The 12,588-nt window shown below is 72.5% G+C and carries 12 protein-coding genes and 3 tRNA genes; 13 read left to right on the forward strand and 2 right to left on the reverse strand.

All coding sequences use genetic code 11. The features are described from left to right. Positions 1-12: 12 nt before the first annotated feature. The 7 genes from gyrA to ACPC54_RS04250 all read left to right on the forward strand — a co-directional run bounded on the left by gyrA (position 13) and on the right by ACPC54_RS04250 (position 6,108). A complete protein-coding gene (gene gyrA / locus ACPC54_RS04220) occupies positions 13-2,550 on the forward strand; it encodes a DNA gyrase subunit A (RefSeq protein WP_498961551.1) in 2,538 nt (845 codons plus the stop codon). A gap of 220 nt (positions 2,551-2,770) precedes the next feature. Next, positions 2,771-3,427 (forward strand): DUF3566 domain-containing protein, encoded by a 657-nt coding sequence (locus tag ACPC54_RS04225; RefSeq protein ID WP_498960991.1) that lies wholly within the window; start codon positions 2,771-2,773, stop codon positions 3,425-3,427. A gap of 259 nt (positions 3,428-3,686) precedes the next feature. Continuing rightward, positions 3,687-5,036, forward strand: coding sequence for a class I SAM-dependent methyltransferase (locus ACPC54_RS04230; RefSeq protein ID WP_498960993.1), 1,350 nt, complete (start codon positions 3,687-3,689; stop codon positions 5,034-5,036). An 80-nt stretch (positions 5,037-5,116) separates the two neighbouring features. After that, positions 5,117-5,193 (forward strand) — tRNA-Ile (locus ACPC54_RS04235). Between the two features lie 183 nt (positions 5,194-5,376). Further along, positions 5,377-5,450 (forward strand) — tRNA-Ile (locus ACPC54_RS04240). A 288-nt stretch (positions 5,451-5,738) separates the two neighbouring features. Beyond that, positions 5,739-5,867 carry a DLW-39 family protein gene (locus tag ACPC54_RS04245; RefSeq protein WP_014137031.1) on the forward strand — a complete coding sequence of 43 codons (129 nt, stop codon included), beginning with the start codon at positions 5,739-5,741 and terminating at the stop codon, positions 5,865-5,867. A gap of 168 nt (positions 5,868-6,035) precedes the next feature. Then, positions 6,036-6,108: transfer RNA gene (locus ACPC54_RS04250), tRNA-Ala, on the forward strand. Between the two features lie 74 nt (positions 6,109-6,182). On the opposite strand, the gene ACPC54_RS04255 is transcribed toward ACPC54_RS04250, so the two are convergent. Then, on the reverse strand, positions 6,183-6,902 hold the full coding sequence (locus tag ACPC54_RS04255) for a DUF5324 family protein (RefSeq protein ID WP_498960996.1): 720 nt from the start codon (positions 6,900-6,902) through the stop codon (positions 6,183-6,185). A gap of 174 nt (positions 6,903-7,076) precedes the next feature. On the opposite strand from ACPC54_RS04255, the gene ACPC54_RS04260 reads away from it, so the two are divergent. Then, positions 7,077-7,964: a rhomboid family intramembrane serine protease gene (locus ACPC54_RS04260; protein ID WP_498960998.1), complete on the forward strand. Its 888-nt coding sequence runs from the start codon at positions 7,077-7,079 to the stop codon at positions 7,962-7,964. A gap of 336 nt (positions 7,965-8,300) precedes the next feature. Here ACPC54_RS04260 and crgA read toward each other — a convergent pair whose 3' ends face one another. Next, a complete protein-coding gene (gene crgA, locus ACPC54_RS04265) occupies positions 8,301-8,549 on the reverse strand; it encodes a cell division protein CrgA (RefSeq protein WP_097236921.1) in 249 nt (82 codons plus the stop codon). 169 nt (positions 8,550-8,718) lie between these two features. On the opposite strand from crgA, the gene ACPC54_RS04270 reads away from it, so the two are divergent. From ACPC54_RS04270 to ACPC54_RS04290, 5 genes are all read left to right on the forward strand, one after another. After that, positions 8,719-9,483, forward strand: coding sequence for a DUF881 domain-containing protein (locus tag ACPC54_RS04270; protein ID WP_498961000.1), 765 nt, complete (start codon positions 8,719-8,721; stop codon positions 9,481-9,483). A 69-nt stretch (positions 9,484-9,552) separates the two neighbouring features. Beyond that, entirely contained in the window at positions 9,553-9,732 is a 180-nt protein-coding gene (locus ACPC54_RS04275) for a hypothetical protein (RefSeq protein WP_498961002.1), read from the forward strand. Positions 9,733-9,786: 54 nt separating this feature from the next. Beyond that, on the forward strand, positions 9,787-10,452 hold the full coding sequence (locus ACPC54_RS04280) for an aminodeoxychorismate/anthranilate synthase component II (RefSeq protein ID WP_498961004.1): 666 nt from the start codon (positions 9,787-9,789) through the stop codon (positions 10,450-10,452). 5 nt (positions 10,453-10,457) lie between these two features. Continuing rightward, complete coding sequence (locus ACPC54_RS04285; RefSeq protein WP_498961007.1) at positions 10,458-11,663, forward strand: class E sortase; 1,206 nt, start codon at positions 10,458-10,460, stop codon at positions 11,661-11,663. Positions 11,664-11,699: 36 nt separating this feature from the next. Next, positions 11,700-12,515: a class E sortase gene (locus tag ACPC54_RS04290; RefSeq protein WP_498961009.1), complete on the forward strand. Its 816-nt coding sequence runs from the start codon at positions 11,700-11,702 to the stop codon at positions 12,513-12,515. The last annotated feature ends 73 nt before the right edge of the window (positions 12,516-12,588 follow it).

Here is a 12,588-nt window from a genome sequence, read left to right on the forward strand (position 1 = left end):
GCCCAGGCGACGATGCGGATCGAGCCGGTCGAGCTCGAGACCGAGATGCAGCGCTCGTACCTCGACTACGCGATGAGCGTCATCGTCAGCCGTGCGCTGCCCGAGGTCCGCGACGGCCTCAAGCCGGTGCACCGCCGCGTGCTCTACGCGATGTACGACGGCGGGTACCGCCCCGAGAAGGGCTACTACAAGTGCGCCCGCGTCGTCGGCGACGTGATGGGCAACTACCACCCGCACGGTGACACCTCGATCTACGACACCGTGGTCCGCCTGGCCCAGCCGTGGTCGCTGCGGATGCCGCTGGTGGACGGCAACGGCAACTTCGGCTCCCCGGGCAACGACCCGGCCGCGGCCATGCGCTACACCGAGTGCAAGCTGATGCCGCTGGCCATGGAGATGATGCGCGACATCGACGAGGAGACCGTCGACTTCGCGCCCAACTACGACGGCCGCTCGCAGGAGCCGACCGTCCTCCCGGCCCGCATCCCCAACCTGCTGGTCAACGGCGCCACCGGCATCGCGGTCGGCATGGCCACCAACATCCCGCCGCACAACCTCCGCGAGGTCGCCACCGGCGCGCTCTGGTACCTGGAGAACCCGGAGGCCTCCAACGAGGAGCTGCTGGAGGCCCTGATCGAGCGGATCAAGGGCCCCGACTTCCCCACCGGCGCGCTGATCGTCGGCCGCCGCGGCATCGACGACTACTTCCGCACCGGCCGCGGCTCGGTCACCATGCGGGCCGTGGTCGAGGTCGAGGAGATCCAGGGCCGCCAGTGCCTGGTCATCACCGAGCTGCCGTACCAGGTCAACCCGGACAACCTCGCGCTGAAGATCGCCGACCTGGTCAAGGACGGCAAGATCGCCGGCATCGCCGACGTCCGCGACGAGTCCTCGTCCCGCACCGGCACCCGCCTGGTCGTCGTGCTCAAGCGCGACGCGGTCGCCAAGGTCGTGCTCAACAACCTGTACAAGCACACCGAGCTGCAGACCAACTTCGGCGCCAACATGCTGGCCCTGGTCGACGGCGTGCCGCGCACCCTGTCGCTGGACGCCTTCATCCGGCACTGGGTCAACCACCAGGTCGAGGTCATCGTCCGGCGCACCACCTTCCGCCTGCGCAAGGCCGAGGAGCGCGCCCACATCCTGCGCGCCCTGCTCAAGGCCCTGGACCTGATCGACGAGGTCATCGCGCTGATCCGGGCCTCGGCCAGCGCCGACGCCGCCCGCAGCGGCCTGATGGGCCTGCTCGACATCGACGAGCTGCAGGCCAACGCGATCCTGGAGATGCAGCTGCGCCGCCTGGCCGCCCTGGAGCGCCAGCGGATCACCGACGAGCACGACGAGCTGCAGCGCAAGATCGACGAGTACAACGCGATCCTCGCCTCGCCGACCCGCCAGCGCGAGATCATCTCCGAGGAGCTCGCCGCGATCGTCGAGAAGTACGGCGACGAGCGCCGCTCGACCCTGATCCCCTCGGACGGCGACCTCTCCATCGAGGACCTCATCGCCGAGGAGGACATCGTCGTCACGATCACCCGTGGCGGCTACGTCAAGCGGACCCGTTCCGACCTCTACCGCTCGCAGAAGCGCGGCGGCAAGGGCGTGCGCGGCGCCCAGCTCAAGCAGGACGACATCGTCGACCACTTCTTCGTGACGACGACCCACAACTGGATCCTGTTCTTCACCAACAAGGGCCGGGTCTACCGGGCCAAGGGCTACGAGCTGCCGGACGCCGGCCGCGACGCCCGCGGCCAGCACGTCGCCAACCTGCTGGCCTTCCAGCCGGAGGAGCACATCGCCCAGGTGATGGCCGTCCGCACCTACGAGGACAAGCCGTACCTGGTCCTCGCCACCCGGGCCGGCCTGGTGAAGAAGTCCCCGCTGAAGGACTACGACTCCCCGCGCTCCGGCGGCCTGATCGCCATCAACCTGCGCCAGGACGAGGAGGGCCGGGACGACGAGCTGATCGGCGCCGAGCTGGTCTCCTCCGAGGACGACCTGCTGCTGGTCTCCAAGAAGGCCCAGTCGATCCGCTTCACCGCGACCGACGACGCACTGCGCCCCACCGGCCGCGCCACCTCCGGCGTCAAGGGCATGGCGTTCCGCGAGGACGACGAGCTGCTCTCGATGAACGTCGTCCGTCCGGGGACGTACGTCTTCACCGCCACTGACGGCGGGTACGCCAAGCGGACCGCGGTGGACGAGTACCGTGTCCAGGGACGCGGCGGCTACGGCACCAAGGCGGCGAAGATCGTGGAGGGCCGGGGCTCGCTGGTCGGCGCCCTGGTGGTCGACGACACCGACGAGATCATGGCGATCACCCTCTCGGGTGGGGTGATCCGCACGAGGGTTTCCGAGGTTCGTGAAACCGGACGTGACACCATGGGCGTCCAACTGATCAACCTCGGAAAGCGCGATGCGGTCGTCGGCATGGCCCGCAACGCCGAGGCCGAGGACGAGGAGACGGCGGAGGACGAGGTCACTGGCACCGAGTCCACCGAGACGGCCGAGGGAACGGGGACGGCGGTCGGCGGCGACGCCGAGGTCTGAACCGAACCGCGGACCGGTGCCGTCGCGTCCAGAGAAGGGGCGCGGCGGCGCCGGCGCGCCGACCAGTTCCGGGCAATCCCGCCGGGCGCTGGATGACGAGTGACGGACCAGGGCGCCGCCCTGGTGGGAAGTGCGGGAGGACCAGGTGAGTGGAGCCACGGGTGCTGCGGGAGGACCCTCCGGCGGCCGTCCGGGCGCGCAGGGCGGGGGTTCGTACGGCGTGCCGCAGCCGCCGACCGAGCACTCGGCCGCGTCCACCTCGCTGATGCCACCGGTCGGCGGAGCGGGTCAGACCTACGGCGGCCAGACTCCGGCGCAGCCGGGCGGCCCGGCCGCCGGCTCGGGCGGCTTCTCGCAGCCGACCACGTACACCAAGGGCCAGCCGACCCCGGCCCGGGGCACCCGGACGGGTGGCAACACCCCGGCCGGCGGCACTCCGGTCCCCGGGGCGGCCCGCCGCCCGGCCGGCAGCCCCCCGACCGCCGGCGGCCTCGGCCGGACCCGCAAGGCCCGCCTGCGGGTGACCAAGATCGACCCGTGGTCCGTGATGAAGGTCAGCTTCCTGCTGGCGGTCGCGGTCGGGATCATCATCATCGTCGCCGCGGCGGTGCTGTGGATGACGCTGGACTCGCTCGGCGTCTTCGACTCGCTGACCAAGACGATGAAGGACGTCACCGGCGGCGGCGCGGAGAACGCCTCCAGCGCCATCAACCTGATGGACTACATCGGCTTCGGCAAGGTCATGCTGTTCACCACGCTGATCGCCGTGGTCGACATCGTCCTGCTGACCGCGCTGTCCACCCTCTCGGCGTTCATCTACAACGCCGCGGCCGGCTTCACCGGCGGCATCGAGCTGACCCTCGCCGAGGAGGAGTGACCCCGGTCGCGATCTGACCGCCGGTCAACCGTCCGTCCACGCACGGAATTCCCGGGCCCCGCAGGCTGTTGCAGCCCGCGGGGCCCGTCGGCATTCGGGTGACAGCCGGCCGGCCGCGGCGCGCCGCCCGGAAGCGGGCCGCCCGCGGTGGGACAAGCTGGACGCCGCCCGTTCCGCTCCTGGGAGTGCCGCAGGCCGCCCCCGGTCCGCCCGACCGGGTGAGGTGACGTTCCGCAGGACGGCTGGACGGAGGCGCGCGGTGGCGAAGCTCGCAGGTCAACTGGTCGAGGCCCTGGACGGGCTACTGGGGATTCCCGTTCCGCTGCGCGTGCAGGCCTGGGACGGCAGCACCGCCGGGCCGCCCGGGGCGCCCACCCTCGTGCTGCGCAACCGCCGGGCGGTGCGCCGCCTGCTCTGGCAGCCGGGCGAGCTGGGCCTGGCCCGCGGCTACGTCGCGGGGGACCTCGACGTCGCCCCCGGCGGCGACCTGTACGAACTGCTGTCGGTGGTCGGCCGGTTCTCCGACCTGCCGCAGATCCGCACGCTGGACCTCGGCCCGCGCGGCCTGCTCGGCGCCGCCGGCCGCCGGGCGCTGTCCGTCGCGCTGCGGGTCGGGGCGGTGGGCCCGGAGCCGGCCCCGCCCCCGGAGGAGGTCGTGAAGGCCCGTGGCGGGCTGCACAGCCGCAGCCGGGACCGCGCCGCCATCAGCCACCACTACGACGTCGGGAACGACTTCTACGGCCTCGTGCTCGGCCCCTCGATGGTCTACTCGTGCGCCTACTGGACGCCGGCGGCGAAGAGCCTGGAGGCCGCCCAGGAGGCCAAGCTCGACCTCGTCTGCCGCAAGCTCGGCCTGCGGCCCGGGATGCGCCTGCTCGACGTCGGCTGCGGCTGGGGCTCGCTGCTGCTGCACGCGGCGGAGCACTACGGCGTCACCGCGGTCGGGGTCTCGATCTCCTCGGAGCAGGTCGCGCTGGCCCGCCGCCGGATCGAGGAGGCCGACCTGGCCGACCGGGTCGAGGTCCGGCTGCAGGACTACCGGGAGACCACCGACGGCCCGTTCGACGCGATCTCCAGCATCGGGATGGCCGAGCACGTCGGCTCCGAGCAGTACCGGATCTACGCCGAGGGCCTGCACCGGCTGCTGGTGCCCGGCGGCCGGCTGCTCAACCACCAGATCGCCCGCCGCCCCGACCACCCCGGTGAGCCGCACCGCCCCAGCCTCTTCATCGACCGCTACGTCTTCCCGGACGGCGAACTGTCGCCCGTCGGTTCCACCGTGTCCCGGCTGGAGGAGGCCGGCTTCGAGGTGCGGGACGTCGAGTCGCTGCGCGAGCACTACGGGCTGACCCTGCGCGAGTGGGTGGCCAACCTGGAGGCGCACTGGACGGACGCCGTCCGGCTGGTCGGCCGCGGCCGGGCCCGGGTCTGGCGGCTGTACATGGCCGCCTCCGCGCTCGCCTTCGAGCAGAACCGGATCGGGGTGAACCAGATCCTCGCCGTCCGCGGCACCGCGGAGGGCCCGGCCGGCCTGCCGTCGACCCGGGAGGAGTGGCTGCTGCGCCCGCGCCCGGCCGCCGGGGCCCCGCAGCCGGTCAGCGGGGTCTGAGCCGCGGGCCCCGCGGGGAGCGCCCGCCGATACGGATTTGGGGGATCGGCCGTCGGTCCGCTAATCTTTCAGTGCGGCAAGGGCCTATAGCTCAGACGGTTAGAGCGCTTCCCTGATAAGGAAGAGGCCACAGGTTCAAGTCCTGTTAGGCCCACCACCGCGAAGGGCCCGGAGTCATCGACTCCGGGCCCTTCGGCGTTCCCGCCCGGGTGGGCGTCCGGATTCGCGTCCGCGCCGCCACCTGCGGTTCCGCCGTCCGGTCGCCGCCCCGGCGGCTCCCCCGCCGGGGCGGATGCGAGCGCGGGGCGAATCTTCCGGTAATCTCTGTTCTCAGCGACGAGGGCCTATAGCTCAGACGGTTAGAGCGCTTCCCTGATAAGGAAGAGGCCACAGGTTCAAGTCCTGTTAGGCCCACCGCCCCGAAGGGCCCGGAGTCATCGACTCCGGGCCCTTCGGCGTTCCCGCGGCGGACCGGGACGGCCTCTGACGAGGTACGGCGTCAATCCTCGGGCCGGGCCGCCGGATTGACCTCCCCGGTGGCTGGTCACGATTGGGACACCGGTGTGTATCATCGGCCGCAAGGGCAGCCCGGTATCCGGCCGCCCATTCGAGCTCGAAACACATCTGGACTCGTCGGCCCGGTCGATCCGGCCGGAGCACCGGCTCCTGAGTCCACCAACGCAAGAAGGACGAGGTCCCGCGGTGAAGAAGCTCCTCCTGGTCGCCCTGGTCGCCCTCGGCGGCTTCTTTGTCTACCGTCAGGTCCAGGCGGACCGCGCCGAGCAGGACCTGTGGACCGAGGCCACCGACCCGGTTCCGGCCGGTCGCTGACCCCGGACGATCTGACGATCGACGATCTTCGGAGGCGCGGACCGCGCCTCCCGATCCGGTCGGCCCGGTCGAACGACCGGACCGGCCGGTTCTCCTCCAGGGGACGGCGCGGGGAATCGCGCCGGAACCCGGTACGCTAGTGCCCGTCGGCACGCGCCGTGCCGTCAAGGGGCATTAGCTCAGTTGGTAGAGCGCTGCCTTTGCAAGGCAGATGTCAGGAGTTCGAGTCTCCTATGCTCCACAGCACGCGATGAGCGGCTGACCCGGAAACCTCCGGGTCGGCCGCTCTCGTCGTTTCCGGGGCCGGCCGCCCGGTCACTCGGGCTTCGGGGGCTCCTCGTCGTCCGGCTCCGGGGCGGTGGCCTCCGCCGTGGCCGCGGGTTCCGAGGCGCCGTTCACCGGGGCGGTGGCGGCGTGCGAGCCGGCCGGCCGGGGGGCCTGCGGGGCGGGCGGTTCGACCAGCCACTCCGGGTTGCTGTGCCGGCGCCACCACTGCCAGGCCACCACGCCGCCGACCGTGAGCGCCCCCGCCACCGCGAGTCCGGCGGCCCAGCCGCGGCGGCAGCACGGCTTGCGGGCGTTGCGGGCGGCGAGGCCGCTGATCTCGGCGGAGCTGACGTTGCCCTGCAGGGCGGTCAGCGCGGCGGCGCCCCGGCTCTGCGCCTCCTGGGCGACCGGGGCGACGGCTGCCCGGGCGTCCTCGACGGCCTGGAGGACCCAGGGCGCCACCGTGGTGCGCGCCTGGTCCGCGGCGCGGCCGGCGGACAGCCGGGCCGCCAGGGCGGCCTCCTGGGCCCGGTGGAAGGCCTTCAGGGCGTTCTGCTGGGCCTCCGGCGGCAGCCCGGCGAAGGCGTGGCCGAGCTGTGGGGCGAGATGTTTGTCGTACTGGACGCGGAGCGCGTGGGCGGCCTGGCCGGCCTTCGGTCCGAGGGCGTCCAGGGCGGGGCCGAGGCGTTGCCTGGCGTCGTCCGCGAACTGCGCGGCGGTGTCCCTGGTCCTGGTGGCCGTCTCGCGGGCCGTGTGCGTGAGCGTCACGGGTTCTCTCCTCCTGGGTGGCGTCCTTTATGCACATATCCACCTGAATGCTGATCATGCATCCAGATTTGTCCACCGGCATTCCGGAGTGGTCCGTACGCGACGGGCGAAGCCCGCCCGGGCGCCGTGCCGCCGCAGTAGGCTGGCGGCTCCCGCAGGGAAGGGGAACGGCTGATGCGTCCGGAGGATCGGACCCCGGCGACCGGCCCGGAGGCCGGGCTGCCCCGGTGCCACCGGCACCCGGAGACGGCGACCGGGGTCTCCTGCACCCGCTGCGAGCGCCCGGTCTGCCCGCGGTGCATGGTGCCCGCCGCGGTGGGCTTCCAGTGCCCGGAGTGCGTCGGCGCGGGGCACTCCGGTGCCCGGCGGGCGACCACCCGGTTCGGCGGGGTGCCGACCGCGGACGGCGCGCTGGTCACCAAGCTGCTGGTCGGGATCAACCTGGTGGTCTGGGTGCTGGCCGCGTACGTGCTGCAGCCGAAGCTGGCGCAGGTCTGGTCGCTGTACAGCGTCGGGGCGCTGCGCGGCGGCCCGGAGGGCATCGCGGACGGCCCGGACCAGTGGTACCGGCTGCTGACCGCCACCTTCCTGCACCTGGAGTGGTGGCACATCGGCACCAACATGCTGGCCCTGCTGGTGCTCGGCCCGGCGCTGGAGCAGGCGCTCGGCCGGCTGCGCTTCCTGGCGCTCTACCTGCTGGCCGGCCTCGGCGGCAGCGTGTTCGCCTTCCTGGTGGACGGCGACTGGCTGAACTCGCTGGGGGCCTCCGGCGCGATCTTCGGCCTGATCGGCGCCCAGGTCGTGCTGCAGCTGCGGACCAGGGGGCCGCTCGGCCCGGTGCTGGCGCTGCTGGTCTTCAACGCGGTGGTCACGTTCTCGCGCACGGACGTCATCGACTGGCGGGCGCACCTCGGCGGGCTGGTGATGGGCGCGCTGGTGGCGTGCGGCCTGATGTACGCCCCGCGGGAGCGCCGGGGACTGGTCCAGGGGCTGGCACTGGCGGGGGCGCTGGCCGTGGAGGCCGGGCTGCTGCTGACCGGGATGGGTCTGTACGGCGGGTGACGCCCCGGCGGTTGTCCACAACGGGTGCGGGGTTGTGCACAGGCTGTGCGCCGCCCGGGTTGCGGACTGGTGTTCTACGCGTGTCCAGCTGTGCGGATTTCGCGTGCTCCGGCGGTTGTGCACAGCCGCGGAAAGCCGCGGCCGGGAAAGTTATCCACAGGCTGGGGAGACTTTTCCCCAGTGTGGATAACCATGTGGATAAACACGATGGTGTGACGGTGGGAAAAGCAGACCGGAGTCCCGGCCGTACCCGGGCACGACGAACCGCCGCTCCGGGTCGGGCGGTTCCGGAGCGGCGGTACGGGCTCGGCGGGGAGCCTCAGTACGGGAGGAGCGTCACTTCCACTGGGTGGAGACGCCGAAGCCGGCGGCGATGAAGCCGAAGCCGACCAGGATGTTCCAGTTCCGCCAGCCCTCGACCGGGTACGAGCCGCTGGTCACGTAGTAGGTGACGATCCACACCAGGCCGATCAGGAACAGTGCCAGCATCAGCGGCGCGACCCAACCGCGGCCCGAGCTGATCTTCACCGCCGCCGTCGTCGGCGGGGTGTAGTCGGACTTCTTGCGGAGTCGAGACTTCGGCACGAGGGGATCTCCTGTCGATGCGCTGTGAGACCGCGCAGAGGTGCAGCGGGTGAGTCGGTCGCCGGCGGCTCCGGGGGCGGTCCCTGGGGACCGTTCCCGCGCGCGCCACCGGCGTCCGTTAGCGTAGTGGCTCGGCGGGTCCCGAGGAGATAAGGGTACGGTGACTAATTTGTCGATTCCCCCTGGACCGGCCGGTACCCGCCGCCCCGGCATCCGAAATGTCGGACGTGCCCTGACCTGCGCCGTCTTCGCGCTCGCCGGTCTGCTCTTCTACGTCAGCGCGCAGACCGCCCGCGGCACCGACCTGCGCACCGACAACTCCCTCCTGAGCCTCGGCGACGTGATCCGCCAGCGCAGCTCGCAGAACCAGCAGGCGCAGTCCCAGCTGGCCGACCTCCAGGCCCGGGCGCAGGAGCTCACCGACCAGCAGGCCCACAGCCCCGCCGACACCGCCCAGCTGGACGGCCTGCGGCTCGGCGCGGCCCTGGAGCCGCTGAAGGGCGAGGGCCTGACCGTCACCCTCAACGACGCCCCGCCGAACGCCACCGCGCGCATCCCCGGTGTCCCCGAGCCCGGCGTCAACGACCTGGTCATCCACCAGCAGGACATCCAGGCCGTGGTCAACGCGATGTGGCGCGGCGGCGCCGAGGGCGTCCAGGTGATGGACCAGCGGCTGATCTCCACCAGCGCCGTCCGCTGCGTCGGCAACACCCTGCTGCTCCAGGGCCGGGTCTACTCCCCGCCGTACGTGGTCAAGGCGGTCGGGAGGACGGACGCGCTGCGGGCCGCCGTCGAGGCGGACCCGACGATCCGCAACTACCAGCAGTACGTCCAGGCGTACGGGCTGGGCTGGAAGGTCCAGGAGAGCGGCGAGCTCACCCTTCCCGGTTACTCCGGCACCACCGAGCTGCGCTCGACGGGCGGGCGGCCGTAGCGGACCGGCCTCGCGGCTGTTGATCCCGGGTCTACTCTTGACCCCAGTCCGCTACCTCGAGGGAGCACCATGTACGGCTGGATCTGGCGTCACCTGCCGGGGAACACCCTGGTCCGGGCCGCCATCTCGCTGCTCCTGATCCTGGGGATCGTCTACCTCCTCTTCACTTACGTCTTCCCGTGGGCGGAACCGCTCCTCCCCTTCGGTGACGTCACAGTGGACGGCGGCGACGGCGCCGCGGCCGGCTGAGCCGGCGGGCCCGCACTCCCACCCAGTACCGCATCCCACGGAGACCACGCGCGCATGACCACCCAGTCGACCCCGCCCCGCATCCTGGTGGTGGACAACTACGACAGCTTCGTCTTCAACCTGGTCCAGTACCTGTACCAGCTCGGCGCCACCTGCGAGGTCGTGCGCAACGACGAGGTGACCGTCGACCACGCCGTCCGCCGTGCGGGGGAGCAGGGCTTCGACGGCGTGCTGCTCTCGCCCGGCCCCGGGTCGCCGGAGGAGGCGGGCGTCTGCGTCGAGATGGTGCACCACTGCGCCCGGATCGGGCTGCCGGTGTTCGGCGTCTGCCTCGGTCTGCAGTCGATCGCGGTCGCGTACGGCGCGGTGGTCGGCCGGGCGCCGGAGCTGCTGCACGGCAAGACCTCGCTGGTCGAGCACGAGGACGGCGGGGTGTTCGCCGGCCTGCCCTCGCCGCTGACCGCGACCCGCTACCACTCGCTGGCGGTCGACCCGGCCACCGTGCCGGACGAGCTGGTGGTCACCGCCCGGACCGTCGAGAGCGGCGTGATCATGGGCCTGAGGCACCGTGAACTGCCCGTCGAGGGCGTGCAGTTCCACCCCGAGTCGGTGCTCACCGAGGGCGGCCACCGGATGCTCGCCAACTGGCTCGCGGACTGCGGCGACGCACGGGCCGTCGAGCGGTCGGCCGGGCTCGCCCCGGTGATCGGCCGGGGCTGAGCGGCGTGACCGCGCTGCGTCCGGAGGGGCGTTACCAGCCGGAGGCGGACGCGTACGGCGCCGCCCCGCGGCACGGCGGTGCGCAGCACGGGCAGCACGGCCGCGACGGGTACGACCAGCACCAGTACGCGCAGGACCCGTACGGCCGGGAGCCGTACGGGCGCCCGGCGCACCTCCAGGCCCCGCAGGCCCAGGTTCCGCAGGCCCAGACGCCGCACGGGCAGGACCCGTACGGCGCGCAGCCGGCCGGGCCGGCGCCGGTCGAGGACGCCTGGGGGGTGTACGAGCAGGCCGAGCAGCCCGCCGAGGGCGGCCCCGAGTACCCCTGGCTGCCCGACCACACGCTCCAGCTGCGGCTCCCGGCGGAGGGCGCCGGGTCCGCCGCCGAGCCCGCCCCGCCCACCGGCGGCCGGGCCGAGCGCAGGCGGGCCGCCCAGGGCCGCACCGCCGTGCGCTCGGGCGGCGGCCGGCGCCGGGCGGGCGGCCGGGCCGCCGGGCGGGCGCGGCCCAAGGAGTCGGTGGTCGTGGTGGCCGCCCGGTTCGTCGGCGAGCTGTGCATCACGCTCGGCGTGGTGATGCTGCTGTTCGTCGCGTACCAGCTCTGGTGGACGAACGTGCAGGCGAACGAGGCCGCGAGCAGCGCCCGCGACCAGCTGGAGCAGCAGTTCGACGCCGCCCAGGGCCCCGCCGCGCCCGGGCAGCCGGCGCCCGACCCGAACAAGCCCGAGGTGTTCGCTCCGGGCAAGGGCTTCGCCATCATCTACCTGCCCAAACTGGGGCTCAAGTTCCCGATCGCGGAAGGGACTTCGAAGTCCGCGGTGCTCGACAACGGGCTGGTCGGGCACTACACCGGCACCGGCATGCCGGCCGACAAGGCGGGAAACTTCGCGCTGGCCGCGCACCGCAACACCCACGGCGAGCCGTTCCGGTACATCAACAAGCTCGAAAAGGGCGACAAGGTCGTGGTGGAGACCGCCTCCGCGTACTACACGTACGAGATCACCAGCGGCATCCCGGAGACCCCGCCCAGCAACGTGAGCGTGATCAAGCCGGTGCCGAACGGCTCGGGGTACACCGGGCCCGGCCGGTACATCACGCTGACCACCTGCACCCCGGAGTTCACCTCCAAGTTCCGGCTCATCGTCTTTGGGAAGATGATCGACGAACGGCCGCGCAACCAAGGCAAGCCGGCCGCGATCACGGGCGGGTAGCCGCACGGCCGCCCGGTACGAGGGGGAGGACCGCTGATGCAGGACGACGGGACCGCGGAACCGGAGGGGCCGGGCCGGGAGGCCTTCCCCCCGCCCGAGGAGGCGCCGCCGCGCGCCCGGCGGCGCAGCCCGGCGCTGGCCGCGCTCGGCGTCTTCGGCGAACTGCTGATCACCCTCGGCCTGGTCCTCGGCCTGTTCGTGACCTACTCGCTGTGGTGGACCAACGTGCAGGCCGACCGCTCGGCCTCGGCCGCCGCGGACAAGCTGCGCGACGCCTGGGCGAGCCCGGGCGCCGCCTCCCCGACCGGCCCCGGCGCGACGCCGTCCCCCGGCGGGTCGCCCGCGCCGCGGCGGTTCGCGGTCGGGGACGACGTCGGCTTCCTGCACGTCCCGGCGTTGGGCGACGACTACCAGGTGCTGATCCGGATGGGCACGTCCACCGAGGTGCTGGACGAGGGCGTCGCGGGCGTCTACGAGCAGCCGTACCAGGCCGCGATGCCCTGGGACCAGAGCGGCAACTTCGCGCTGGCCGCGCACCGGGACGGCCACGGTGCCAAGTTCCACGACCTGGACGCCGTCCACAAGGGCGACCCGATCGTCGTCGAGACCAGGGACAAGTGGTACGTCTACAAGGTCGACAACACCCTGTCGGAGACGTCCAAGTACGACACCGGCATCGTCGCGCCGGTGCCGGCCCGCTCCGGCTACGCCGCCCCCGGCCGGTACATCACCCTGACCACCTGCACGCCGGTCTACACCTCGCGGTACCGGATGGCCGTCTGGGGCAGCCTGGTGCGGGTGGACGACGTGGACGCCAAGCGCACCCCGCCGCCCGAGCTGCGGCACTCCTGAACGGCCGCGCACCGCAGGGACGTACGAACGCAGGAACGCCCGAGGGCCCGTCGCAACCGTCGCGACGGGCCCT

The organism is Kitasatospora sp. NPDC094028 (genome assembly GCF_049543595.1).
Lineage (GTDB): Bacteria > Actinomycetota > Actinomycetes > Streptomycetales > Streptomycetaceae > Kitasatospora.

Coding starts and splice junctions, on each gene's coding strand:
- gyrA (WP_498961551.1), top strand. CDS start 13: ATGCGGATCGAGCCGGTCGAGCTCGAGACCGAGATGCAGCGCTCGTAC.
- ACPC54_RS04260 (WP_498960998.1), top strand. CDS start 7,077: ATGCGTCCGGAGGATCGGACCCCGGCGACCGGCCCGGAGGCCGGGCTG.
- ACPC54_RS04275 (WP_498961002.1), top strand. CDS start 9,553: ATGTACGGCTGGATCTGGCGTCACCTGCCGGGGAACACCCTGGTCCGG.
- ACPC54_RS04280 (WP_498961004.1), top strand. CDS start 9,787: ATGACCACCCAGTCGACCCCGCCCCGCATCCTGGTGGTGGACAACTAC.
- ACPC54_RS04290 (WP_498961009.1), top strand. CDS start 11,700: ATGCAGGACGACGGGACCGCGGAACCGGAGGGGCCGGGCCGGGAGGCC.